Raw genomic sequence first — 23,496 nt, 5'->3', positions numbered from 1 at the left:
GCTGGAAGGAGTCGGACCACCGGTCCGCTCCGGTCACAGTTCCGAGTCGAGCCAGACAGACCGGGCACAGCGCACCCCACGGAAAGGCCCTCCAACCAGGGGTGGACCCCACGGGCGACCTTAGATGTCACACCCCCTCCGTACGATCGGCACATGGGCGATCTGCTCCGCATCGACTGCGACGACTGCGCCATGCAGAACACCGATGCATGCGCCGATTGCGTCGTCACCTTCCTGTGCACCCGCGAGCACGATGACGCGATCGTCGTCGAGGTGTCGGAGGTGCGGGCGCTACGCCTGCTCTCCGAGGTGGGGCTCGCGCCACGGCTTCGCCACCGGCGACGTCTCGCGTGAGCCGTACCATGGGCACCCGTGCTGGCCCCCCCGTACGTCGACGAGCTGTGCACGGCAGGGCTGCGCGCCGGTCTCACCCGGGTGGGGGTGGCCTCGGCCGAGCCCTTCGACGACGTGCGAGCCGTCCTGGAAGAGCGGAAGGCCGCGGAGCTGCACGGGGGCATGCAGTTCACCTACCGGAACCCCGCTCGCTCGACCGATCCGTCCCGAGCGATGCCGGGGGCCCGTTCGATCGTGGTCGGCGCGCTGGCCTACCCGGCCCGTCTCCAGCCCCGACCCCGGCCCGTCCGCCGACCGGTCGCCCGGGTGGCCCGCTACGCCACCGACGACCACTACGCCCGGCTGCGCGTGGGGCTCGGCGCCATCGCCGACCGCCTGCGGGCCGACGGTTGGCAGGCGCGGGTGCTCGCCGACGACAACGCGCTCGTGGACCGCGCGGTCGCGCACCGCGCCGGCCTGGGCTGGTACGGCAAGAGCGCCAACCTGCTGCTGCCCGGCGTCGGCAGCCTGGTGGTGCTGGGCGGGGTGCTCACCGACGCCGAGCTGCCGCACCCCGCCGAGCCCATCGCCGACGGCTGCGGCTCCTGCCGCCGCTGCCTCGATCACTGCCCCACCGGGGCCATCGTCGCCCCGGGAGTGGTCGACGCCCGCCGCTGCCTGGCGTGGCTGGTGCAAGCAGAGGGCGATATCCCCGAGGAGCTGCGCGACGCCCTGGGCGACCGGATCTACGGCTGCGACGACTGCCAGGAGGTCTGCCCCCCGAACCGTCGCGCGCTCCTGGCGGGAGAGGGCGTGCCCGGCGGCGAGGTCGTCGACCTGATCGAGTTGCTCTCGCTCGACGACGACGAGCTGATGCGCCGGCACGGGCGCTGGTACGTCCCGAGGCGCGACCCGCGCTACCTCCGCCGCAACGCGCTCGTGGCACTGGGCAACACCGGTGATCCCGGCGAGCCGGCGGTAGTGGAGGCGATCGCTCGCTACGCCCACGGTGACGACCCCATGCTGTGCCGGCACGCGACCTGGGCCGCCCGCCGGCTGGGGCTCGCTGTGGAGGCCCGGGCGTGATCCACCTGTTGGTGACGAACGACTTCCCACCGAAGGTCGGCGGGATCCAGTCCTACCTTTGGGAGCTGTGGCGCCGCCTCGATCCGGCGCGCACCGTCGTGTTCACCACGGCATACGAGGGAGCGGTGGCCTTCGACCGCCAGCAACCCATGCGGGTGGAGCGGGTGCCGGCACGGGTCTTGGTGCCCACTCCTGCGTTGCGCCGGCGGGTCGATCGTCTGGCCGACGAGGTGGGGGCCGGGCTGGTGCTCATCGACCCCGCGTTCCCCCTCGGCGTGCTCGGCCCCCGGCTCCACCGTCCCTACGGGGTCGTGCTCCACGGCGCCGAGGTCACCATCCCGGGCCGGATGCCGGGGTCCCGGGCGGTGCTGGCATCGGTGCTGCGTGGGGCCAGCATCGTGGTCGCCGCCGGCAACTACCCGGCCACCGAGGGCCAGCGGGCCGCTGGTCGGAGGCTGCCGACCGTCATCGTGCCGCCGGGTGTCGACAACGAGCGGTTCCACCCACTCTCGACGGCGCAGCGGCGTGCCGTGCGGGCACGGCTCGGGCTGGACCCCGATCGACCCCTGGTGGTCAGCGTGAGCCGCCTGGTACCCCGCAAGGGCATGGACACCCTCATCCGGGCGAGCGCCCTCCTCGCGACCCAGGGCATCGATGTCCAGGTCGCCATCGCCGGGGCCGGTCGCGACCGGCACCGCCTCGAACGTCTGGCCCGCCAGAGCGGCGCGCCGGTGACCTTCCATGGTCGCGTCGCCGACGCCGACCTCCCTGGCTTCTACGGCTGTGCCGACGTGTTCGCCATGCTCTGTCGCGATCGTTGGTTGGGCCTCGAGCAGGAGGGATTCGGCATCGTGTTCCTGGAAGCCGCCGCCTGCGGGGTGCCGCAGATCGCGGGCCGCAGCGGCGGCACCCACGAAGCGGTGGCGCACGGCGAGACCGGTCTGGTGGTCGACGATCCCCGATCGGTGGGCCAGGCGGCGGCGGCTCTCGCCTCGCTGGTGGGTGACCCGGCCGCCCGCGAGGCGATGGGGTCCGCGTCCCGGCGGCGGGCGGTGACCTCGTTCTCCTACGAGAGGTTGGCCGCGACCCTCCAGGCAGCGCTCGACGAGCACGTGGCGGCCCGATGACCTCCGAGAGGCTGATCCGCGCGTCCTGGTTGGGTACCGGCGTCTTCACCGTTGCCGCGGTGGTCGGCACGATCTGGCTCGAGGTGGTCGTGGTGACGGTCGTGGTCTCGGTGGTGCTCTTCGCCCTGGGCACCGCGGCGTTCCTCGCCGCATACCTCACTGCCATCGGGCGTTCCCGTTACGACGCGATCGGGATGGGCGGTCTGTTCTTCCTCGCCGGCTCGGCCCCCGCCGCGGTCCGCCGGGCGATGCTGCTCTCCTTCGCGGCGGAGATCGTCGTCGCGTTCGTCACGGCCTCGGTCCGCATCTACACGCCGGTGGCGTTCGGGTTGCTGGTGCCCATGTACGGCCTCGGCGTGATGGGCCTGTGGGGAGCGCGCTTCGGTGAGTTCCCTGCCCGTGAGGCACCGGCCCGCTAGCCGGGCGGCGTTCACTATCCTCACCCCGATGGCCGAGCAGGCGAGGGAACACATCACGATCGATGCTCCGGTGCAGCGCTGCTTCGAGGTCCTCACCGACTTCGAGGCGTACCCGGAGTGGGCAGGGGACCTCAAAGAGGCGAAGGTCCTCGAGCGTGACGAGCAGGGGCGGGCCCTGGTGGTGGAGTTCCGGGCCGCGGCCATGGGCCGGAGTACCACCTACCGCCTCCGCTACGACTACCGGGACGCCCCCCGCCGGCTGGGCTGGCAGCTCGACGAGGGCGACATCCAGCGTGAGCTCGATGGCGCCTACACCCTGGAACCGTCCGCCGACGATCCGCAGGCCACCGAGGTGGGCTACGAGCTGTCGGTCGATCTCATCATGCCGATCCCCGGCTTCGTGAAGCGGCGAGCCGAGGCTCGGATCCTGAAGACCGCGCTGGACGAGCTCAAGGCGCGTGTCGAAGGCCAGCGCGCCTAGCACCGCGGTGCGGATCCTCCTGTTCACCGGCAAGGGTGGTGTGGGGAAGACCTCGGCCGCCGCGGCCACCGCGCTGCGATGCGCCGACGCCGGTGCCCGGACGCTGGTGATGTCCACCGACCCGGCGCACTCGCTCGCGGACTCGTTCGACACCTGGCTCGGCTCGACGCCTACCCGCATCACGGACAGGCTCGCCGGGCAGCAGCTCGACGCGCAGGAGCGGATGGAGGAGCACTGGGGTGAGATCCAGCGGTACCTCGTCGACGTGTTCAACTGGGCGGGCGCCGAGGGCATCGAAGCCGAGGAGCTGTCGGTGCCTCCCGGCTTGGACGAGCTGTTCAGCCTGAGCGACATCAAGACCTACGCGGAGTCCGGCGACTGGGACGTGGTGATCGTCGACTGCGCACCGACCGCCGAGACCATCCGGCTGCTCTCGTTGCCCGACATCCTCGAGTGGTACATGGAGCGCGTCTTCCCGATGGGGCGGCGCCTGAACAAGATCGTCGGTCCGGTGCTCCAGCGGGTGACGAGCATGCCCGTCGCCAGCGACGAGGTGTTCGGCGCCGGCCGCCGGTTCTACGACCGTCTCGACGGGGTCAAGAAGGTGCTCACCGACCCGTCGGCGACGTCGGTGCGGTTGGTCGTGAACCCCGAGCGCATGGTCATCGCGGAGGCTCGCCGCACCTACACCTACCTGTCGCTGTTCGGCTACCGGGTGGACGCGGTGATCGTGAACCGGTTGCTGCCCGAGGGACTGGACCATCCCTGGTTCGCCCGCTGGAAGGAATCGCAGCACGAGCACCTGCGCACCATCGAGGCGGGCTTCGCTCCGCTGCCGATCCTCCCCGTCGAGCTGGCCCGCGAGGAGCTGGTGGGCATCGAGCGCCTCCGCGAGTTCGGTGCGTCGCTGTACCGGGATCTCGATCCCACCGCGGTGCTCCACGCCGGCGAGCCGATGCGGGTGGAAGCGTGCGACGACGGCTTCGTGCTCGTGCAGGAGCTGCCCTTCGCGGACCGCGACGACCTCGAGCTGGGACGGCGCGGGGACGAGCTGCTCGTGCGCATCGGGCCGTATCGCAGGGCCGTGATGCTGCCCGACTCGCTCCGTCGCCGTCCCGTGGTGGACGCCTCGCTCCGTGACGGCGTGCTGCGGGTAGCCTTCGGGCGGTGAACGACGAGCGTGCCGCCCAGGGACTCGACCACCTCCAGGCCGCGGCCAGGGAGATGATCGCGGCTGCCCGAGCCTTCCTCGACGTGGTCGAAGAGCTGATCGAGGACCGCGAGCAGGTGGCGTCGGTCGTCCACGCCGTGGGCTCGGCGGCGCGAGGCGCGGCTCGGGCCGTGCGCGACGCCAACCCCGTGGCCTCTCACGCCAACGGTGGCGACGCGGCGAACGGCGGGGTCCAGCACATCCGGGTGTCCTGAGGATGTGGCGACAGGCAATGCTCAAACCGCCCCCGTTTCCGGCCGATTGACTGGACGATGAGGCTTCTCCAGCTCAACCCCAACGGAAGCGAGGAGTCCGCGCTCGACTTCCACCCGATGGTCACCGTGGTGACCGGTCTGGGTCCGAGTGGCCGCGAGCTGGTTCTCCGGGCCGTGGCCGCCCTGCCTTCCGGTTCCGACCCGGGGTGCGGGGGACTGGTCGAAGCTCATGGCGTCATGCTCGACCTCACCCCGGACACGCTCGCCATGCTCGATCTCGCGGCGAGCGATCTCGACGTGCTCGTCCGCCGCGGCGACCTGCCGAACAGCGACGGGCGGGGGGCCAGCGCCCTCGGTCCGCGGGAACCGGTGGGGCGAGCCGCGGTGGAGGCGTTCATCGCCGACACCCCCGAGGGTCGGTACCCGGAGCTCGACGCCGCCCGCAAGCGGCGCGCGGAGGCGAGCGAGGCGCTGGCCATCCTCCAGGAGGCGGTGGAGCGCACGCGGGCCGGCTACGAGCAGGCGCGAGCACGCCGCGAGCAGGCCGAGGCCGCGCTCACCCGAGCCCGCTCGGCGCTGGAGGGGCCCGCGGCCCCCGCCGGCCGGGCCTTCGCGCCGCTCGCTGGTGGCCCCGACCGCGACGAGCTGATGGGCGAGATCCGTGAGCTGCAGGGTGAGCTGGAACGGATCGAGCAGGGGCTCGAGGAGCTGTCGAGCATCGACACCCGCCCGATCCAGGTGCTGCTGGACGCCATCCGCGATCCGGGCCCCGTCGAGTACGTCCCCTCGGAGCGGGCCGCCGAGCTGGCCGACGAGTTCGAACGGCTGCAAGCGGAGGTGGCCGTCCTGGAGGAAGCGCTGGAGGCACGCGGTCTCGGGCCGTCGACCGGCATGCAGCGCCTCGAAGAGGCTCGGGCCGAGCTGGATGCCGCGGAGCGAGCCATGGCCAAGCCCGAGCTGTCACCCGAGGACATCGCGGAGCTCGAAGCCGCCCACGAAGAGGTGCTCGAGGCGGAGCGCAAGGCGTCCGGGTTCGGCCGGCGCGGGCAGAAGCGGCTCGAGGAGGCGCTGGCACGCCAGCAGGAGATCCTCGATCGGGTCGGGTTCCCGACATGGAGCGCCTACGTCATGGGCGCGACGCTGCTGGCGATCGACCCCATCGCCGAGCAGCGGCTGGAGCGGGCCCGATTCGAGGTCGAGGCCGCCGAGGCGCACTGGGCCGACATCACCGCCATGATCGAAGCCGATCCGGCGCATCGCGCCCTGCTCGACCAGCTCGAGGAGGTCTACCTCGAGGCCTACGACCTCCTCGGGGGTGAGGAGCCGGAGGACCTGGCCGGAGCCCTGCGCGAGCTGAAGGTCCCCAAGCGTGAGATCACGATCGAGGAGCTGGTGGACGCGCTCGTGTACCAGCTCGAGCAGCTGGGCCTGGTACTCCCCGCCGACCAGGTCACGGTGGACTACGTCACCGTGGTTGCCGACGCGTTCCTGGCGGAAGCGGCGGGCATCAACGAACGCATCGACGAGCTGCGGCGGGAGCAGCGGGCCGTGGAGGCCGAGCTGGCGCGCCGCACCCAGGAGATCGACGAGCTGGACGCGCTCGAGGCGGGTGCCGAGACCGAGGCGACCATCGACTTGACCGTCGAGTCGACACCCGGCCCGGACGGTGACGAGTTCGACGAGCTCGAGGCGGAGCTCGCCGCGGCGCAGGCCGACGAGACCGATCACGCCGAGGCCCTAGAGGCCCGGGAGGCGCTGGTCGATGCCGCGACCCAGGTGGAGGCGGTGGCCACCACCCGGCTGTTGAAGCTGGCGGCCGACCTCCTCGATGCCCAGCGGGGTGACGACCCCTTCTCGGCCATCCCGGCCAGCGAGCCGGCGTTCGACGTGGAGCCCGGTGACGCCGGCGACGACAGGTCGGCTGGTCCCGAGGCGATCGAGTTCTACCTGCTCTCCCGGCTCGCGGCCCTCCGCAACATCTCCTACGCGGGCTCGGTGCCCCTGGTCATCGACGACGCGTTTGCCGGACTGCCCGCCGGGGAGGTGCGGTCCCTGCTGGGCAAGCTGGAGCGCATGGCCGAGAGTGTGCAGGTCATCTATCTCAGTGACGATCCGGTCATCGCCGACTGGGCGAACGAGATCGGCTTCCAGCGGGCCGCGGTTGTGGCCGCACCCGCCGTGTTCGCCTGACGCGGCGCTCGGCTGGCCGCGTACCATCGGGCACACGAGCCGTCGGTCTCCAGGAGGGTGCCGTGACCGTGATCACCGAGGATGCCATCCGAGAGCTCGCAGCCTTCCGCAGCGAGTCCGCTCCCGTCGTGTCGTGCTACCTCGACGTCGACGGCCGACGCTACGTGCGGGCCCAGGACGTCGAGGACCACCTCGACCGGTTGCTCCGCCAGACGCGGGAGCGGATGAACGGATCGGTGCCCGTGGCTGATCTCGAGCGCATCGAGCAGTTCGTGCGTGCCGGGTTCGATCGGTCGCGGACCCGCGGCCTGGCGATCTTCTCCTGCGTGGAGGACGGGTTCTGGCGGGTCGTGCCCCTCCCGGTGCGAGTGCACAGCCGCATCATCGTGAACTCCGCTCCAGCGGTCGGCCAGCTCGAGTCCGTGGTGCAGGAGTTGAACCGCATCGGCGTGCTGCTCCTCGACCGGCAACGAGCACGGATCTTCGTGTTCGACCTCGGAGAGCTCGTCGACCATTCGGAGCTGTTCGAGGAGCTTCCTCGCCACTACGACGCCCGGGGCCACAGCGATCAGGGGTACGACCGTGAGCAGCACCACGTGGAGGAGCTCACCGCCCAGCACCTCCGCCATGCCGCGGCGGTGGCCTTCCACCTGTTCCAAGAGCGCGGGTTCGAGCACCTGGTGATCGACGCACCGGCCGAGCTCATGCCCACGGTGGAGAGCTTTCTCCATCCCTACCTGCGCGAGCGGCTGCGGGCGGAGCTCCACGTGGGGGTGAACGCGCCGCTGGACGAGATCCGCCGGGCGGTGATCGAGGTCGAGCGGGAGATCGAGCGCGCGCGCGAGGCCGAGCTGGTCGAACGCCTGCGTGACGCGGTGGGGAGCGGCAACCGTGGTGTCGCGGGCCTCGACGACACCTTGCGGGCGCTGGTCGAGCAACGGGTCGACGTGCTGCTCGTGTCAGAGGGCTACAGCGAGACCGGGTGGCGTTGCCCGCAATGCGGGTACCTGTGCCGGCGGGGTCCGGCCTGCCCGGTCGACGGCACCCAGATGCTGCACCTCGAGGATGTGGTCGAGGAGGCGGTCGACGTGGCGCTCAACCAGTCGTGCCGGGTCGAGGTCTGCGTCGACAACGCCGATCTCGACGTGCTCGGCCGGATCGGCGCGTTGCTGCGGTACTGAGCGGGTGCCCTAACCTCCGCCCCGTGAGCGTCACGGGTCCCATCGTCGGCGGGCTCGACGTCGGCGGCACCAAGATCCTCGGGCGGGCCGTCGACGCGCACCAGCCGCGGGTCAGCCTGGCCGAGGCCCGGGTCGAGACACCGCGCGGCGAGTCCCACGTGCTCGATGCGATCGGGCAGGTCGTGGCGCAACTGCAGTCCGCTCCCGCGGTGCGCGATCGCGGGGGCGTGGCCGCGGTCGGCGTGGGTGTGCCCGGCCTGGTCGACCATGGAGGCGTGCTGCGCTTCGCGCCGAACCTCCCCGGCGTGGTGGAGGTGGCGGTGGGGCCGGAGCTCGAGCACCGCCTGGGGCTACCGGTGGTGGTCGACAACGACGCGAACTGCGCGGCGTGGTGCGAATCCCGGCTCGGGGCTGCGGTCGGGGTGAGCGACGCCGTGCTGGTGACGCTCGGCACCGGGATCGGCGCAGGCATCATCGCCGGTGGTCGGCTCTACGAGGGGGCCAGCGGCTTCGCCGGTGAGCCGGGGCACATGGTCATCGACCCCACCGGGCCACCCTGCCCGTGTGGTCGACGCGGCTGCTGGGAGCGGTTCGCGTCCGGGAGCGGGTTGGGGCGGCTGGCTCGCGATGCGGCCGCGGCCGGGCGCGCACCGGCGCTGGTCGCGCTGGCCGGCGGCGACCCCGAGGCCGTGCGGGGCGAGCACGTCACGAAGGCCGCGCTGGCGGGTGACCTCGACGCGATGGGGATCCTGCGCGAGCTGGCGTGGTGGTTGGCCCTGGGACTCGCCAACCTCGTCGATCTCCTGGACTGCGAGCTGATCGTGGTCGGCGGGGGGCTGGCCGAAGCGGGAGAGAGCTTGCTGGGCCCGGTGCGCGAAGCATTCGGCGACCTGGTCCTCGCGGCCGACCATCGGCCGCCCGTGCGGATCGTGGCTGCGAGCTTCGGGGCCGAGGCGGGAGCGATCGGCGCCGCGCTTCTCGCATCCGAGCGCCTCGCGTGAGCCGGTAGCCTCGCAGCATGGAGTTCCGCCGGATCACCTCGCTGCCGCCGTACGTCTTCACCATCATCGACACGCTGAAGATCGAGGCCCGCCGAGCCGGTGAGGACGTGATCGATTTCGGGTTCGGCAACCCGGACCTTCCCTCACCGGAGATCGCGGTCGACAAGGTGGTCGAAGCCGTCCGGAACCCCCGTAACCACCGCTACTCGTCCAGCCGCGGAATCCCCAAGCTGCGCCAGGCGGTCAGCAACCTCTACCTGCGCCGGTTCGGGGTGGCGCTGGACCCCGACACGGAGGTCATCAACACGATCGGCGCGAAGGAGGGCTTCTCGCACCTGATGTGGACCCTGCTCGGTCCCGGCGACGCCGCCCTGGTGCCCTCGCCGTCGTACCCGATCCACATCTACGGTCCGCTGTTCGCAGGCGCGGACATCCGCGAAGTCCCGTTGGGCACGGGCCGCGACTTCTTCGAGAGCCTGCAGGAGGCGTGGGAGTACTCCTGGCCCAAGCCACGGGTGATCGTCATGTCGTTCCCCCACAACCCGACCACCACCTGTGTGGACCTCGAGTTCATGCAGAAGGTGGTGGACTTCGCCCGTGAACGTGAGGTCGTGGTGGTACACGACAACGCGTACGCCGATCTGGGCTTCGATGGCTACTCCCCACCGTCGATCCTGCAGGCCGAGGGAGCCAAGGAGGTCGCGGTCGAGATCTACTCGATGACCAAGTCCTTCTCGATGGCCGGATGGCGGGTTGCGTTCCTCGTCGGCCGCTCCGACGTGGTGCAGGCCCTCGCGAAGCTGAAGAGCTACCTGGACTACGGCACCTTCCAGCCGATCCAGATCGCGGCGACGGTCACGCTCAACGAGGTGCCTGACTACCCGAAGGTGGTGCAGGAGATCTACCAGAGCCGCCGTGACGCACTCTGCAGCGGTCTGCAGCGCATCGGCTGGGATCTCGACCCGCCGATGGGCACCATGTTCGTGTGGGCGCCGATCCCGGAGCCCTACCGCGACATGGGATCCATCGAGTTCGCGTCGTTCCTCGTGCGGGAAGCGCACGTGGCCACCTCACCCGGGGTCGGCTTCGGTCCAGGGGGCGATGGGCACGTGCGGTTCGCCCTCATCGAGAACGAGCAGCGCACCTCCCAGGCCATCCGCAATCTCCGCCGGGCGCTGACCAGGCTTCGTTGAGCTCCACCGGCGGGCGCCCGCATGCCTGCTGGGAGCCGAGTGCGCCTCAGGCGCCGCGGGAGCGATCGAGCGCGCCGAGACCTTCGAGCACGAAGGCCACCGCGGCGTCGGCGACCTCCTCCGGGTTGGCGCCCTGCTCGTGCACGAAGACCCGGGCCAGCTGCGCGGTGACGCCGAGGATCGCGTGGGCGAGCATGAGCGGATCCGAGTCACGGATCTCGCCCTCCGCCATCGCTTCCTTGACGATCTTCGTGATGTCCCCGACGGCCACGTCCTGGCCCTTGCGCAGCGCCGGCGCGAAGCGATCCTCGGTGGCGGCGAACTGGATCAGCTTGTTCACGTCACGGTGCTCCGCCGACCAGCGCATCGACGCTCGCAGCCCCAGCTCGATCTTGCGGACCGGGTCCTGGGCGTCGGCGATCGCCTGCTGCTGGGCCCGCCGCAGGTCCTGCTGGGCATCGCGCAGGATCTCGAGGAAGAGCTGCTCCTTGCTGTCGAAGTACCAGTAGAAGACACCCTTGCCGACACCGAGGCCCTGGACGATCTCCGCCACGGACGTGGGGTGGTAGCCGTTCTCGGCGAACCGGCGCGCCGCGTAGTCCATGAGCTGCTGGCGGCGCTCGCGTCCACGCTGGGTCAGTCGCCGGGCCATCGCCGCCACGCTAAACAGACTTGACCGCCCGGTCAAGAATCCTCGCAGTCCCTCTCCCTGCACAGCTGTTCTCTGCTGCGCAAGAGAACGCGCGAGATCCCGAGCGTTCAACGACCCGTGCCGCGGCCGAAACACGATGTTCACGGTCAGCTCGTACCGTCGGGCACATGCGATGCACGTACGTGATGCGGGTGTGGCTGCCCGACCGCCCAGGGGCGCTCGGCGCGGTGGCGAGCAGGATCGGAGCGGTCGGCAGCGACGTGGTGGGCATCGAGATCCTCGAGCGTGGCGGCGGCAGAGCGGTCGACGACCTCGTCGTGGAACTCCCCGACCCGGACGTCGTGAGCCTGCTGGTGCGGGAGGTGCAACAGGTCGACGGCGTCGACATCGAGGATCTCCAGCCCGTCGCCGACGCCCTCCACGATCCCCGTCTCGAGGCGCTTGAGACCGCAGCGGTGCTCGTCGGTGCCAGCTCCGCAGCCGAGGCGGTGGATGCCCTGTGCCAGCACGCGGTGCGGACCGTCGGTGCTACCTGGGGGGCGGTCGTCGACCTCGCCGAGCCGGCCCTGCGTAGCGGTCACGGCGACGTGCCGCCCGTGGAGTGGCTGGTGGCGTTCGCGCGTGGGAGCCAGGCCGCGGCGGCCGCGGGCCCCGCGGGTGTGGAGGTGGAAGTGGTGTGGGCTCCGCTGCCCGCGGCGAGCCTGGCGCTCGTGCTGGGACGTGACGGCCATCCGTTCCGGGGTCGGGAGCGGCGCCAGGTCATGGCCCTGGCCCGCATTGTGGACACCCGGTTTCGTGAGCTGAGGGCCGCCGAGGCGCGCCGGGCCCACCCCTCCGCCGCCGGCGCCTCCGTCGTCGGTTCGTGAGCGGCGGCGCCGCTGGGGCGTGAGGCGGGGTGCCCGTCAGCGGGCGACCCAGCCTCGTGCCCGCGCCACCGCCTGACGCCAGCGCTCGTACGCGGCGTCCGCGTCCGTACGGTCCGCCGAGGGCTCGACCTCCACGTCGACCACCCAGTTCGCCGAGATCTCCTCCAGTGACCCCCACACCCCCTCCGCCAACCCCGCCAGGTAGGCGGCGCCCAGCGCCGTGGTCTCCTGAACCACCGGGCGCGAGACCGGCACCTGGAGTTGGTCGGCCTGCAGACGCAGCAAGAGGGGCATGACCGAGGCCCCACCGTCGGCCCGCAACGCGTGCACCCGGTGCCCGCACGCCTCGGTCATCGAGTCGACCACGTCACGGGTCTGGTACGCCATCGCCTCCACCACCGCGCGCGCCAGGTGCGCTCGGGTGGTGCCGCGGGTGATGCCGACCAGGGTGCCGCGGGCGTACGGGTCCCACCATGGGCTGCCGAGGCCGGTGAAGGCCGGCACGAGCAGCACCCCGCCGGTGTCGGGCACCGACGCCGCGAGGGGCCCGGTCTCGGACGCGTCCGAGATGATGCCGAGGCCGTCACGCAGCCACTGGATGGCCGCCCCGGTCACGAAGATCGCGCCCTCGAACGCGTAGTGGGTGAGCTCGCCTCCCCGGCCGTCGGGGATGCTCCAGGCGACCGTGCTCAGTAGGCCGTCGACCGGAGGAGGGCACTGCTCACCGACGTTCATCAGCACGAAGCTGCCCGTGCCGTAGGTGTTCTTGGTCATGCCCGGGGTGAAGCACACCTGGCCGAACAGCGCCGCCTGCTGGTCGCCGGCCACGCCGCTCACCGGGATGCCGGGGCCGACGGCACACCCGTCTGCGGTGATCCCGAACCGGCCGCTCGAGGCGCGCACCTCCGGGAGCACGTGAGCGGGCACCCCGAACAGCTCGCACAGCTCCGGCGACCAGCGGCGGCTCCGGATGTCGAACAGCATCGTGCGGCTGGCGTTGGTGACGTCCGTGGCGTGCACCGCACCGCCGGTCAGCTTCCACAGCAGCCAGGAATCCACGGTGCCGAACGCCACCTCGGGCCCCGGCCGCACCCCGCCCTTCCCGAACAGCCACTCCAGCTTGGTGGCCGAGAAGTACGGGTCGAGCACGAGGCCGGTGGTCTCCCGGACGGTCTCGAGGTGGCCCTGCTCGCGCAGCTCGTCGCAACGGCCGGCCGTGCGGCGATCCTGCCAGACGATGGCTCGGTGCAGCGGGCGACCCGTGCGGCGGTCCCACACCACGACCGTCTCCCGCTGGTCCGTGATGCCGATCGCCGTGATCGGGGCGTGCAGGCCGGCGACCACCTCGCCCATGACCGCATCGCAGGCCTCCCAGATCTCCTCCGGGTCGTGCTCGACCCATCCCGGGCGCGGGTAGTACTGGGGGAACTCGCGCTGCGCGGCGTGCAGCGCCCGGCCGGAGCGGTCGAACGCGATGGCCCGGACGCTGGTCGTGCCGGCATCGAGCGCCAGCACGATCGGGCCGTGGAGATCAGGGTCGCGAGCGGGGTTCATGGGCTGGCAGGCTAGGTCGTGAAGCCTCGGCGAGAACACCGGCAGGAAGGAGGGCTCATGCGTGTCGGCATGCTCACAGGCGGGGGCGATTGCCCGGGCCTCAACGCGGTCATGCGCGCCATCGTGCGCAAGGCCGAGCGCGATTTCGGTGACGAGGTGGTCGGCTTCCTCGACGGTTGGCGCGGGGTGCTGGAGGGTCGGGCGGTCGAGGCGACCGTTGAGCGGTTCCGCGGGTCGCTGCCGCGGGGCGGGACCCTGCTCGGGACCTCCCGCACCAACCCGCTGAAGATCGACGGTGGGCCCGATCGCTGCCGCGACCAGCTGCGTGCGCTGGGCATCGACGCGCTCATCGCCATCGGTGGGGAGGACACGCTCGGCGTGGCGGCCACGTTGTCGGAGATGGGCGTCTCTGTCGTGGGGGTGCCCAAGACGATCGACAACGACCTCGGGGGGACCGAGCTGACCTTCGGGTTCGACACGGCGGTCGCCATCGCCACCGAGGCGATCGATCGGTTGCACACGACCGCCGAGTCCCACGACCGGGTGATGGTGGTCGAGGTGATGGGCCGCCACGCAGGCCACATCGCCACCTGGGCGGGCATCGCCGGGGGCGCCACCATGATCCTCATCCCCGAGGAGCCCTTCGACATCGACCGGGTGTGCGAGGCGCTGCGGCGCCGGCACGCCAAGGGCCGATACGCGTCGATCGTCGTGGTGGCCGAGGGGGCGGTGCCCAAGGAGGGCACGATGCAGGTGCTCTCCGGCGAGCGAGACGAGTTCGGCCACGTCCGCCTGGGTGGGATCGGCAACAGCGTCGCCGAGGAGATCGAGGCCCGTACGGGGTTCGAGACCCGGGTCACGATCCTCGGCCACGTGCAACGGGGAGGGACGCCGACCGCGTTCGACCGGGTACTCGCCACCCGCTTCGGCGTGGCGGCGATCGACGCGGTGCACGACGGGGCGTTCGGCCAGATGGTCGCGCTCCGTTGCGGCGAGATCGTGCGGGTGCCGATCTCGGAGGCGGTGCGGGAGCTCAAGCTCGTCGACCCGGACCTCTACCACGGCGTGGCCGAGGTCTTCTTCGCCGGCTAGATGGCCGGGGGCATGGCATGGAGATCCTGACCGCGGCCGCGTCGGAAGCCCAGCAGCGGCGAGTCGCCGGAGCTCTCCGAGCGCGGGGGCTCCGGCCTGGTGACCGGGTCGCCCTGTGCACGTCGTCGAGCGCAGCGATGCTGTCGTGCATCCTCGGCGCGCTGCGCACCGGCATCGTCCCGGTGGTGCTCAACTCCTCGCTCCTGGACCACGAGCGCCACGCCCTGCTCGACGATGCCGATCCCCAGCTGGTGGTCGACGACGCGCTGCTCGAGACCCTGTTCGACGGCCCCGCGGTGGAGCTCGCTCCCTACCCGCTCGCTCGCCCGATGCACTACACCTCCGGCACCACCGGCCGCCCGAAAGGGGTCTGGTCGGGGCTGCTCGACGAAGCGGACGCCCGCCAGCTCGTGGACGAGGAGCGCGAGCTGTGGCACTTCGAGCCGTCGGACCGGCACCTGGTGTGCTCCCCGTTCCACCATTCGGTGGCCATCCGGTTCGGGGGTGGCACGCTGCTCGCCGGGGGCGAGCTGATCGTGCTCGGCCGCTTCGAGGCCGCCGTCGCGCTGCGAGCGATCGACCGGTTACGACCCACGACGACCTTCATGGTCCCCGCTCACCTCCAGCGGCTGTTCTCCGCTGGTGGATCGCCTGACCTGTCCTGCTTCCGGCTGCTGGCCCACGCCGGCGCACCGTGCCCCGAGCCGCTCAAGCTCGCCGCCATCGATGCCTTCGGCGTCGACACGGTGTGGGAGTTCTACGGGTCGACCGAAGGGCAGTTCAGCGCCTGCTCGTCCCGGGAGTGGCTGGATCGGCGGGGTACGGTCGGGCGTGCCCGGCCCGGCCGGCGGCTGTCGATCGACGACGGTGGCGTCGTGTGGTGCGAGGTCCCCCGCCATGCCCGGTGGGAGTACTGGCGGGATCCGGCTCGCACCGCGCTGGCCTGGAAGGGCGGTGCGTTCACGGTCGGCGACCTCGGCCGGCTCGACGGTGACGGGTATCTCTACCTCGACGGGCGGCGCGACGACCTGATCATCTCGGGTGGGGTCAACGTGTACCCGGTCGAGGTGGAGCAGGTCCTGGCGCAGGCGCCGGGTGTCGAGCAGATCGCGGTGTTCGGGGTGGCCGACGAGCGATGGGGGCAACGGGTGTGCGCCGCGGTGGTCGGCGATGTCGACCCCGGTGAGCTGAGCCGGTTCGCCCGTTCTCGGTTGGCGGCCTACAAGTGCCCGAAGCAGTACCTGGTGGTCGACGAGCTCCCCTACACCGCCTCGGGGAAGCTGCGGCGGTCCACCCTCGCGGTGTCGCTCGGGCTGGAGTCCGAACCACCCGCCGGCGCGGCAGGCGCCACCGGGGCTACCGCGACGCCTCCTGCAGCGAGTCGACCTGCGCTTTGAAGCGCGGGTAGTCGTTGCGGGAGACGGGCTGGCCCGCCGGGGCGGTGCCGACCTCCACGGGGACCGCGACGGGCTGGCCGTCGATGCGGAACCGGACGCTGCTGATGGGCAGCGAGGTGATGTCGGTGGCGGTGAACACGATCTGGGCCAGCGCCAGCCGCTGGAGCGCGCTCTCGATGTTGGCCAGGCTGGCACTGAGGTCCAGGTCGAGCACCCCGTCGCTCACCCGGGCGTCGAGCACCTTCGTGTCGGCGGGAACCGGGTTGGTGAGGCCGGGCAGGCCGATCTGGTCGGGCTTGGTGGCGATCAGCCGCTCGATGACCAGGCGGGGAAGTTGATCCGGTTCGGGGTTCCGCAACGAGATGCTCACCGGCTCGAGGCTCTCGCCGGCCCCTCCGGGGGCGGTCCCGGTGTGCACGAGGTAGATCGTCTCGCGCTGGGCGCTCGCCTCGTCGAGGACGGTGGTGGTGGTCGCCTGCTGCTCCGAGAGGTTCGCGGGCAGGGCCTCGACCGGGATGGACCGAGGTTCCTCGTCGGCCGGTATGCCGCAGGCCGCGGCCGCCAGGACCGACCCCACCGCCACCAGCGCTGCGACCGACCTGCCCCGCCGGCGCCCGTACCGATCCGGGGTGCTCACGGCGACACTCCGACGTCCTCGGCGTCGTCGACGTCCTGAGCAGCCGGCATCGCGCCGGGCGCCGGTTCCGCGGCGGCCATGTCGACGATGGGCAGCTCGACCACGAAGCGGGCGCCTGGACGGCCGTCGGGTCGATCCTCGACCCACACCCGACCCCCGTGGAGCCGGACGTGCTCGTCCACCAGCGCGAGGCCCAGGCCCACGCCGCTGTCGAGGGAGCGGTTGCCGCTCTCGCTGCCGCGGGAGAAGCGATCGAAGATGATCTCCCGTTCATCCGGCGAGACGCCGCTGCCCTCGTCCTCCACCCCGATGCGGACCGTCTGCCCCACCCGGTCGATGGTCACCGCGGTGGCGCCACCCGCGTACTTCTCGGCGTTGTCGAGCAGGTTGGCGAGCACCCGGCCGAACCGCCGCTTGTCGACCCTGACGACGAGGTCGCTCACGTCCTCGTCGTAGCGCACCGGCACCCCGCCGTTGCCCAGCACGCTGACCGCCTGGATGACCATCTCGGCGATCAGCACCTCCTCGAGGTGCAGCTTGACCGCACCCACGTCGAATCGGCTGATCTCCAGCAGGTCCTCGACGAGCTGCTGGAAGCGGTCGACATCGGCCGAGAGCAGGTCGAGCGCGGTGCGGGCCCGCTCGGGCATCTCGTCACGGGTGTTCTCGAGCACCTCGACGGTCGCGGCGAGCGTCATGAGCGGCGATCGCAGCTCGTGGCTGACCTCGGACGCGAACCGGGCGTCGCGCTCGATCCGGTCCTGCAGGGCCTGGGCCATCTCGTTGAACGGCTTGGACAGCCGGTCGAGGTCGGGATCGTTCCCCGTGGGGAGCCGGGTGTCGAGCCGCCCACCGGCGATGGCGTCGGCCGCGCGGCCGACGTCGAGGAGGGGACGGAACACCCGCCGGGCGGCCCACAGCCCGAGCAGGCCCCCGGCGACGGTGGTCAGCGCGGATGCCCCCACCAGGCTGATGGCCAGGCCTTCGAGCGTGCGCTGCATCTCGCGCAGCGGCACCGCCTCGTAGTACTGCGCGCCGAGTGGCCGGATCGGGACGCCCACCACCAGGTAGGGCGCGCCGCCGACCTCGGTTCGCATCCGGGCGGGCTGGCCGGCATCCACCCGCTCGACCAGTGCCAGGGGGATCGAGGCGTCCGAGAACTTGAGGGCGTTGCCCGAGTACCACTGGCCGTCGTAGCGCAACACGGGCAGGCCGCCTTCGGGGTTCGGCAGCGATGACAGGACGGTCTTCTCGATCGTGGTGGTGTCGGTGACGCCGGGCTCGAGGCCGTCGGACACCGTGCTGGCGTTCTGCAGGGCCTGGGACATGGCGGCCTGCTCGCGCTGGGTGAGCATGTTCTCCCGGGTGAGGCCGAAGGTGGTCACCGACAGCACGGCGGAGAGCAGGGCAGCACCCAACCCGTAGGTGAGGGTCAACCGGGCGCGAAGCCCCAGCTTCGCTCGCTTGGTCACGTGTCGAGCGGTTCGGGGGCGGGCGAGTCGCACGGTTCGGCCTCTCGAGGGGGACCCCAACGCCGCCGGGCGGCGCCCGGCTCAGGTCTGGAGCTTGTAGCCGAGGCCCCGGACCGTGACCACGTGGCGCGGGTTGGCCGGATCGGCCTCGATCTTGGTGCGGAGCCGGCGGACGTGGACGTCGACCAGCCGGCCGTCACCGAAGTAACCGTAGCCCCAGACCCGCTCCAGCAGGACCTCACGGCTGAACACCCGCCCCGGGCTGGATGCCAGTTCGACCAGGAGGCGGAACTCGGTCTTGGTGAGGTGGACCTCCTGGCCGTCGCGCAGCACGACCCCTTCCTCGGGGATGATCTCGAGGTCGCCGAACTTGAGGTGGGCGACCCCCGGGTCGGAGGTGCGAACCCGCCGGAGCAGGGCGCGGATGCGGGCCGAGAGCTCCTTCGGGGCGAACGGCTTGGTCAGGTAGTCGTCGGCACCGGCCTCGAGGCCGGCCACCACGTCGTGGGTGTCCGCTCGGGCGGTCACCATCACGATCGGCACGTCGCTGTTGCGCCGGATGGACCGGCACACCTCGAACCCGTCGACGCCGGGCAGCATGATGTCGATCAGCACCACGTCGGAGGGATGCCGGTTGAAGGAATCGAGCGCCTCTTCGCCGCTCTCGGCCTCCTCGACCACCCAACCCTCGTCCTCGAGGGCCATCTTGACCGCAGTGCGGATCCGCTCGTCGTCCTCGACCGCCAGGATGCGCGTACCCACGACGAACATTGTGCGCCATTCGCAGCCGGATCGGGCAGATACCCGCGGGATTCTTCGTCAGACCTGGTCTGCGGCCGCACGGGCGAGCATGGTGCGCAGGTCACCGAACAGGGCAGGAGGCGCGGCGAGGGTGAAGGTCGTCGACGGTGGCCCACCGGCGAGGTCACCGACCACCGCGCCGGCCTCGCTCGCGATCAGCGCTCCGGCGGCGAAGTCCCACGGTTGCAGACCGGCCTCCCAGTAGCCGTCGACCCGACCACACGCCACGGAGCACAGGTCGACCGATGCGGCGCCCATGCGGCGGATGTCCCGCACCTGACCCAGGACGTCGACCAGCACCCGGGCCTGGCGCACCCGCCGGTCCCGGTCGTAGCCGAACCCGGTGGCGAGCAGCGCCCGGCCGAGCTCGGTCTCCTCCGACACCCGGATCTCCTCCCCGTTGCGGCGAGCGCCCTCGCCCCGCACGGCCGAGAACACGTCGCCGTGCAGCGGGTCGACCACCACGCCGGCGACCACGCCACCGCCGACCTCGGCGGCGATGGAGACGGCGAAGCCCGGGTGCCCGTAGAGGTAGTTCGTCGTCCCATCGAGGGGGTCGACGATCCAGCGCACCCCCGAGGTGCCGTCCCGACGTGCGCCTTCCTCACCGAGGACGGCATCGCCGGGTCGCTCGCGCAGGATGCCGTCCACGATCTGGCGCTCCACCTCGCGGTCCATCTCGGTGACCATGTCGGTGGGCGACGACTTGTGCCCCACCATCGACCGCTGCCGGGACAGGCCCTCGATCAGCGATGCGGCCGCTCGTTGCGCGTGCCGCACGGCCACCTCGAGCAGGTCGGCCGGTGCGGCGGTGCTGGTCATGGCGACCATCATGCCCGCCACCGGCAACCTCCCGCGCGTGGGCACGGATGTGGTCGACCTCCGGTCGGACACGGTCACCCGCCCGACGGGCGGGATGCGCCGAGCGATGGCGGCTGCCGAGGTGGGCGACGACGGGCACCGCGAGGACCCCACCGTCCGTGAGCTCGAGGAGCGTTTCGCGGCCCGGATCGGGAAGCCCGCGGCGCTCTTCGTGCCGTCGGGCACGATGGCGAACCAGATCGCCCTGCGGCTGCTCGGCCGGGCGGGGTCCTGGGTGTTGGCCGGCCGCCGCCAGCACGTGGTGCTCTACGAGCCGGCGCGGCGGGGATCAACAGCACCGCCCAGCTCGACCTCGTCGACGACGAGCACGGCGAGCTCCCGGTGGAGGCCCTCCGCGAGCGACTGCGGGACGCCTCCGGGGTGGGGCTCACAGTCAGCGCCATCTTCACCGAGAACACCCACATGCCCTCCGGGGGACGCCCGTGGTCGCTCGGCGCCGCCCGGGAGGTGGCGGCGCTCGGGGTGCCCGTGCACCTCGACGGCGCCCGGCTGTTCAACGCCGAGGTCGCCACCGGCGTCGACGCCGCGAGCTTCGCCGCCTGTGCGACGACGGTGATGTGCTGCCTCTCGAAGGGGCTGGGCGCACCCGTCGGCTCGTTGCTCGCCGGTGAGGAGGACGCCATGAGCGCAGCGCGCGACGAGCGCAAGCGGTTGGGCGGTGCCATGCGGCAGGCCGGGATCCTCGCCGCGGCCGGCCTGATGGCCCTCGAGCACCGTGTCGATCGCCTGGCCGAGGACCACCGCCGGGCCCGCAGGCTGGCCGAGGCGGTGGCGGCCCGGTGGCCCCACATGAACCTGGACCCGTCGGCGGTGCTCACCAACGTCGTGGTGTTCCGCCATGCCGACCCCCGGGCGCTGCTGGCGCACCTTCGCCGGGAGCGGGTGCTGGCCGGCCTCCTCATCCCTGGGGTGGTCCGGTTGGTGACCCATCTCGACGTGGACGACGGCGGCATCGAGCGCGCCTGCCGGGCCATCGCCGCAGCGCCCTGACAGCGGGCGCTCGGCGCCCGGCCTCAGCGCACGCGGGGTGGGCGGGGTGCGGGTTGTTCGGCCGCGGCGGCTTCGCGTGCCTGGATGGTCCGCCACTCGCCCATGGCTCGCAGTGCGAGCACGGTGACCACCGCGGTCCCGCCCGCGGCCAGCGCCGCGCCGACCAGCGCGCCGAGGCCGGTCTGGAGCGTGCAGTCGCCCTGGCACTGCAGGTCGGTGAACGCGTAGCCGATGAACCCGCCGGCTGCCCCGGCGAGGAGGATCACGACGAAGGCGACGACCCGCGCCGCCACCGAGGGCAGGGCGGTGGGAGCCGGCGGGGTGCTCGGCGGGAGGGGATCGCGCTCGGCCGGTGCCGGGTCCACGGTACCGATCGTAGGGTCGGGCCCGGTCGGCGCGGGAATCGCCGGCGGATGACCCGCCGCCCGCGACGGTGGGCCGTAAGGTTTGGTGCGTGAAGTCGCTCGTCGTCCTGCCGACCTACAACGAAGCCGAGAACATCGTCGAGGTGCTGGACCTCGTACGTGCCGCCGTCCCCGACGCGGACGTGCTGGTGGTCGACGACGGCAGTCCCGACGGCACCGCGGATCTGGCCGAGGGGTGGGGTTCGGAGCACGGAGGGGTGTCGGTCATGCGGCGGGCGGGGAAGCAGGGGCTCGGCTCCGCGTACCGGGCCGGGTTCCGCTACGGGTTGGAGCACGGCTACGGCGTGATGGTCGAGATGGACTCCGACCTGCAGCACGACCCGGCGATGCTCCCGGCGCTGATCCACACGGTCCATGACGGCGCCGACCTCGCCATCGGCTCCCGGTACGTCCCCGGCGGTCAGGTGCCGGGCTGGACGTGGTCCCGACGCTTCATCTCCCAGGGGGGCAACCGGTACGCCTCGATCGTGCTCGGGATGCCGGTGCGCGACTCGACGGCGGGGTTCCGGGCCTACGGGGCCGATGCCCTGGCCCGGATCGACCTGGACTCGATCAAGGCCGACGGGTACGGCTTCCAGATCGAGATGGCCTACCAGGTCATGCGCAACGGCGGGCGCATCGTGGAGGTTCCGATCACCTTCGGTGACCGCCAGCGCGGCACCTCGAAGATGTCCTCGCGGATCGTGTTCGAGGCCTTGCTGCTTGTGACGTGGTGGGCGTTGCGGGATCGCATGCTCCGGCCGCTGGCCCGGCTCCTCCGAAGGCGAGACGCACCCTCAGCGGTTTGAAGATCACGAAGCGTGATCTGCGGTCGAGAATCTGACGAAGGCCCCACGGCTTAAGGCTTCCGTGGGCGGCTGCCGTGGCACATACTGAGGCCGTGACCGCCTCGACGCTCTCCGTCATCCCGCCCGAGCGCCTCGGCGCCCTGCTCCGCGCGACCCGCCAGCAGCGCGCGGTGACGCTCGCCGACGTGGCGGAGCGCTCCCCGTTCAGCCCCGGTGAGCTCGCACGGGTGGAAGCAGGGGAGCGGTCCCTCACCGAAGCGGAGGTCGGCGAGGTGCTGCGGGCCTACGGCATCGACGAGTCCACGCTCGTCCCGCAGCGAGGCGAACTCGTCGTCGATCTGTCCGATCACCAGCTCGCGGCGGGAGGCCAGGTGCGAACCCTGGCCGGGGAGGCGCCGACCGCCGACGAGGTGCTCGCCACCTACCTCTCGCTCGTCTACACGCTGCGCCACGCGGTGCCCGGAACCCCACTCGTCCTGCGAGAAGCCGACATCGCGGTGCTCTCACGGGCGCTCGAGCTGGCTCGACCCGAGGTCGAGCGCCGCCTGCACGACCTGATGGTCGACGCCGACGGCGCGGTCCGCGAGCGAGTTCGAGGTCTCCGTTCGCGCTTGCTCCTCCCGGCCATCGGCGTGGCACTAGCCGCTACTGCCGCCGGCGGACTGCTCGTGGTTCGAGCCGTCGCCAGCGACCCTCCGAGCGATCCCACCGTGGAGGTCGGCCCGGCCGCAGAGCCGGTCCCGCTGTCCCAGGAGCCGCCGGTGGTGGTGATCGGGGAAGGCATCCCGGTCGACCAACTGCCGCCCGGGGCGGTCAACCTCGGCGTGCCGCAGGTCGCCGAGCGCGACCCCGACGGATCGGTCCGCCAGGGGCCTCGGCAACCCGCCACTGCCGCTTCGCCTGAGCCCACCGCCCCGGAGTCCGCGACCACCACCACGTGGCTGGTCCAGGAGGGGCCCGTCGGGGACCTGAAGCCGGGCGAGGTGCGCCTCGGCGAGGCGCAGACCATCGAGAACACCGACCAGCAGCCCTAGCCCCGGTACGATCCGCCCGTGCTCCGGCGGTCCCGTCACCTGCTCGTGGTCATCGTCGCCGCCGCCGTGCTCGCCGGGTGTGGCGCCGACGGCGGCGAGGAGCGCAGCGCGGGGACCGCGGCCCCTGGCGGGGGCGATCTGGCCGTGGACCGCGCCCTCGATCGTCGGGGCGAGGCGGACGTGACCATCGAGGTCTCCGACAACGTCTTCGAACCTCGCGCCGTGCGGATCGATCCTGGCTCCACCGTGACCTGGACCAACACCGGCCTGAACACCCACAACGTCATGCCCGCGGAGGAGGGTCGCTTCGAACCGGTCCCGACCGGGTCGCTCGATCCGAAGGCCAGTGCCAGCCGCACCTTCTCCGCGCCGGGCGTGTACCGCTACTACTGCTCGATCCACGGCACCGCGACCCGCGGCCAGCGGGGGGTCATCGTGGTGGGGGACGACGGCCTGTAGTGTCCCGCGCA

Annotated in this window: 24 protein-coding genes and 1 pseudogene; 18 read left to right on the top strand and 7 right to left on the bottom strand. The window is 71.8% G+C overall.

Annotated elements, in window-relative coordinates:
• Positions 1–153: 153 nt before the first annotated feature.
• From HZF19_RS06975 to HZF19_RS06925, 11 genes are all read left to right on the top strand, one after another.
• Positions 154–354, top strand: a complete 201-nt coding sequence (locus HZF19_RS06975) for a hypothetical protein (protein WP_208028039.1) — start codon at positions 154–156, stop codon at positions 352–354.
• Between the two features lie 18 nt (positions 355–372).
• Entirely contained in the window at positions 373–1,419 is a 1,047-nt protein-coding gene (queG, locus tag HZF19_RS06970) for a tRNA epoxyqueuosine(34) reductase QueG (protein ID WP_208028038.1), read from the top strand.
• Positions 1,416–2,546 carry a glycosyltransferase family 4 protein gene (locus HZF19_RS06965; RefSeq protein WP_208028037.1) on the top strand — a complete coding sequence of 377 codons (1,131 nt, stop codon included), beginning with the start codon at positions 1,416–1,418 and terminating at the stop codon, positions 2,544–2,546. The genes queG and HZF19_RS06965 overlap by 4 nt, the downstream gene beginning before the upstream one ends.
• Positions 2,543–2,965, top strand: a complete 423-nt coding sequence (locus HZF19_RS06960) for a hypothetical protein (RefSeq protein WP_208028036.1) — start codon at positions 2,543–2,545, stop codon at positions 2,963–2,965. Before HZF19_RS06965 ends, HZF19_RS06960 begins: the two co-directional genes overlap by 4 nt.
• Positions 2,966–2,993: 28 nt before the next feature.
• Positions 2,994–3,446 (top strand): SRPBCC family protein, encoded by a 453-nt coding sequence (locus HZF19_RS06955; protein WP_208028035.1) that lies wholly within the window; start codon positions 2,994–2,996, stop codon positions 3,444–3,446.
• Positions 3,424–4,617: an ArsA family ATPase gene (locus HZF19_RS06950; RefSeq protein ID WP_208028034.1), complete on the top strand. Its 1,194-nt coding sequence runs from the start codon at positions 3,424–3,426 to the stop codon at positions 4,615–4,617. The genes HZF19_RS06955 and HZF19_RS06950 overlap by 23 nt, the downstream gene beginning before the upstream one ends.
• On the top strand, positions 4,614–4,871 hold the full coding sequence (locus HZF19_RS06945; RefSeq protein ID WP_208028033.1) for a hypothetical protein: 258 nt from the start codon (positions 4,614–4,616) through the stop codon (positions 4,869–4,871). The genes HZF19_RS06950 and HZF19_RS06945 overlap by 4 nt, the downstream gene beginning before the upstream one ends.
• 57 nt (positions 4,872–4,928) lie before the next feature.
• Entirely contained in the window at positions 4,929–7,061 is a 2,133-nt protein-coding gene (locus tag HZF19_RS06940; RefSeq protein ID WP_208028032.1) for a coiled-coil domain-containing protein, read from the top strand.
• Between the two features lie 62 nt (positions 7,062–7,123).
• Positions 7,124–8,242, top strand: a complete 1,119-nt coding sequence (locus HZF19_RS06935; RefSeq protein WP_208028031.1) for a baeRF10 domain-containing protein — start codon at positions 7,124–7,126, stop codon at positions 8,240–8,242.
• A 23-nt stretch (positions 8,243–8,265) separates the two neighbouring features.
• Complete coding sequence (locus HZF19_RS06930; protein WP_208028030.1) at positions 8,266–9,243, top strand: ROK family protein; 978 nt, start codon at positions 8,266–8,268, stop codon at positions 9,241–9,243.
• Positions 9,244–9,260: 17 nt separating this feature from the next.
• The gene (locus HZF19_RS06925; RefSeq protein WP_208028029.1) at positions 9,261–10,436 is read left to right on the top strand and encodes an aminotransferase class I/II-fold pyridoxal phosphate-dependent enzyme; all 1,176 of its coding nucleotides are present in this window, start codon (positions 9,261–9,263) and stop codon (positions 10,434–10,436) included.
• Positions 10,437–10,482: 46 nt separating this feature from the next.
• On the opposite strand, the gene HZF19_RS06920 is transcribed toward HZF19_RS06925, so the two are convergent.
• Positions 10,483–11,088 carry a TetR/AcrR family transcriptional regulator gene (locus HZF19_RS06920; protein ID WP_208028028.1) on the bottom strand — a complete coding sequence of 202 codons (606 nt, stop codon included), beginning with the start codon at positions 11,086–11,088 and terminating at the stop codon, positions 10,483–10,485.
• A gap of 167 nt (positions 11,089–11,255) precedes the next feature.
• Here HZF19_RS06920 and HZF19_RS06915 point away from each other — a divergent pair, with 167 nt between their 5' ends.
• On the top strand, positions 11,256–11,954 hold the full coding sequence (locus tag HZF19_RS06915; RefSeq protein WP_208028027.1) for an ACT domain-containing protein: 699 nt from the start codon (positions 11,256–11,258) through the stop codon (positions 11,952–11,954).
• 36 nt (positions 11,955–11,990) lie between these two features.
• Here HZF19_RS06915 and glpK read toward each other — a convergent pair whose 3' ends face one another.
• Entirely contained in the window at positions 11,991–13,508 is a 1,518-nt protein-coding gene (gene glpK / locus HZF19_RS06910) for a glycerol kinase GlpK (RefSeq protein WP_208028026.1), read from the bottom strand.
• A gap of 57 nt (positions 13,509–13,565) precedes the next feature.
• Here glpK and HZF19_RS06905 point away from each other — a divergent pair, with 57 nt between their 5' ends.
• Both HZF19_RS06905 and HZF19_RS06900 read left to right on the top strand, forming a co-directional pair.
• Positions 13,566–14,600, top strand: a complete 1,035-nt coding sequence (locus tag HZF19_RS06905) for a 6-phosphofructokinase (protein WP_208028025.1) — start codon at positions 13,566–13,568, stop codon at positions 14,598–14,600.
• A gap of 17 nt (positions 14,601–14,617) precedes the next feature.
• Positions 14,618–15,997 carry a class I adenylate-forming enzyme family protein gene (locus HZF19_RS06900; RefSeq protein WP_208028024.1) on the top strand — a complete coding sequence of 460 codons (1,380 nt, stop codon included), beginning with the start codon at positions 14,618–14,620 and terminating at the stop codon, positions 15,995–15,997.
• Here HZF19_RS06900 and HZF19_RS17085 read toward each other — a convergent pair.
• The 4 genes from HZF19_RS17085 to HZF19_RS06880 all read right to left on the bottom strand — a co-directional run bounded on the left by HZF19_RS17085 (position 15,957) and on the right by HZF19_RS06880 (position 19,729).
• Entirely contained in the window at positions 15,957–16,634 is a 678-nt protein-coding gene (locus tag HZF19_RS17085; protein WP_208028023.1) for a GerMN domain-containing protein, read from the bottom strand. The two genes, HZF19_RS06900 and HZF19_RS17085, sit on opposite strands and share 41 nt — an antisense overlap.
• Positions 16,631–18,106 carry a HAMP domain-containing sensor histidine kinase gene (locus HZF19_RS06890; protein ID WP_208028022.1) on the bottom strand — a complete coding sequence of 492 codons (1,476 nt, stop codon included), beginning with the start codon at positions 18,104–18,106 and terminating at the stop codon, positions 16,631–16,633. Before HZF19_RS06890 ends, HZF19_RS17085 begins: the two co-directional genes overlap by 4 nt.
• Positions 18,107–18,187: 81 nt before the next feature.
• Positions 18,188–18,877 carry a response regulator gene (locus HZF19_RS06885; RefSeq protein ID WP_208028021.1) on the bottom strand — a complete coding sequence of 230 codons (690 nt, stop codon included), beginning with the start codon at positions 18,875–18,877 and terminating at the stop codon, positions 18,188–18,190.
• 48 nt (positions 18,878–18,925) lie between these two features.
• Entirely contained in the window at positions 18,926–19,729 is an 804-nt protein-coding gene (locus HZF19_RS06880) for an inositol monophosphatase family protein (RefSeq protein WP_208028020.1), read from the bottom strand.
• On the opposite strand from HZF19_RS06880, the pseudogene HZF19_RS16270 reads away from it, so the two are divergent.
• Positions 19,728–20,779: pseudogene (locus HZF19_RS16270) on the top strand (threonine aldolase family protein). The gene HZF19_RS06880 and the pseudogene HZF19_RS16270 overlap by 2 nt on opposite strands.
• A 23-nt stretch (positions 20,780–20,802) precedes the next feature.
• Here HZF19_RS16270 and HZF19_RS06865 read toward each other — a convergent pair.
• On the bottom strand, positions 20,803–21,144 hold the full coding sequence (locus HZF19_RS06865; RefSeq protein WP_208028017.1) for a hypothetical protein: 342 nt from the start codon (positions 21,142–21,144) through the stop codon (positions 20,803–20,805).
• Positions 21,145–21,233: 89 nt separating this feature from the next.
• Between HZF19_RS06865 and HZF19_RS06860 the strand changes: the two genes are divergently transcribed.
• The 3 genes from HZF19_RS06860 to HZF19_RS06850 all read left to right on the top strand — a co-directional run bounded on the left by HZF19_RS06860 (position 21,234) and on the right by HZF19_RS06850 (position 23,485).
• A complete protein-coding gene (locus HZF19_RS06860; RefSeq protein ID WP_307781159.1) occupies positions 21,234–21,992 on the top strand; it encodes a polyprenol monophosphomannose synthase in 759 nt (252 codons plus the stop codon).
• A gap of 92 nt (positions 21,993–22,084) precedes the next feature.
• The gene (locus HZF19_RS06855; RefSeq protein WP_208028015.1) at positions 22,085–23,026 is read left to right on the top strand and encodes a helix-turn-helix domain-containing protein; all 942 of its coding nucleotides are present in this window, start codon (positions 22,085–22,087) and stop codon (positions 23,024–23,026) included.
• 18 nt (positions 23,027–23,044) lie between these two features.
• Positions 23,045–23,485, top strand: a complete 441-nt coding sequence (locus HZF19_RS06850; RefSeq protein WP_208028014.1) for a cupredoxin domain-containing protein — start codon at positions 23,045–23,047, stop codon at positions 23,483–23,485.
• Positions 23,486–23,496: the final 11 nt, after the last annotated feature.

It is taken from the genome of Rhabdothermincola sediminis (assembly GCF_014805525.1).
GTDB classification, from domain to species: Bacteria; Actinomycetota; Acidimicrobiia; order Acidimicrobiales; family Acidimicrobilacustridaceae; genus Rhabdothermincola; species Rhabdothermincola sediminis.
Note: the sequence above shows the minus strand (reverse complement) of the source record. Positions and strands in the feature narration are given on the sequence as shown.

What these genes read in the sequence shown, in the direction of transcription:
- HZF19_RS06880 (WP_208028020.1), bottom strand. Translation starts at nt 19,729, where the DNA reads ATGACCAGCACCGCCGCACCGGCCGACCTGCTCGAGGTGGCCGTGCGG.
- HZF19_RS06920 (WP_208028028.1), bottom strand. Translation starts at nt 11,088, where the DNA reads ATGGCCCGGCGACTGACCCAGCGTGGACGCGAGCGCCGCCAGCAGCTC.
- HZF19_RS06885 (WP_208028021.1), bottom strand. Translation starts at nt 18,877, where the DNA reads ATGTTCGTCGTGGGTACGCGCATCCTGGCGGTCGAGGACGACGAGCGG.
- HZF19_RS06960 (WP_208028036.1), top strand. Translation starts at nt 2,543, where the DNA reads ATGACCTCCGAGAGGCTGATCCGCGCGTCCTGGTTGGGTACCGGCGTC.
- glpK (WP_208028026.1), bottom strand. Translation starts at nt 13,508, where the DNA reads ATGAACCCCGCTCGCGACCCTGATCTCCACGGCCCGATCGTGCTGGCG.
- HZF19_RS06925 (WP_208028029.1), top strand. Translation starts at nt 9,261, where the DNA reads ATGGAGTTCCGCCGGATCACCTCGCTGCCGCCGTACGTCTTCACCATC.
- HZF19_RS06900 (WP_208028024.1), top strand. Translation starts at nt 14,618, where the DNA reads ATGGAGATCCTGACCGCGGCCGCGTCGGAAGCCCAGCAGCGGCGAGTC.
- HZF19_RS06955 (WP_208028035.1), top strand. Translation starts at nt 2,994, where the DNA reads ATGGCCGAGCAGGCGAGGGAACACATCACGATCGATGCTCCGGTGCAG.
- HZF19_RS06905 (WP_208028025.1), top strand. Translation starts at nt 13,566, where the DNA reads ATGCGTGTCGGCATGCTCACAGGCGGGGGCGATTGCCCGGGCCTCAAC.
- HZF19_RS06940 (WP_208028032.1), top strand. Translation starts at nt 4,929, where the DNA reads ATGAGGCTTCTCCAGCTCAACCCCAACGGAAGCGAGGAGTCCGCGCTC.
- HZF19_RS06975 (WP_208028039.1), top strand. Translation starts at nt 154, where the DNA reads ATGGGCGATCTGCTCCGCATCGACTGCGACGACTGCGCCATGCAGAAC.
- HZF19_RS06915 (WP_208028027.1), top strand. Translation starts at nt 11,256, where the DNA reads ATGCGATGCACGTACGTGATGCGGGTGTGGCTGCCCGACCGCCCAGGG.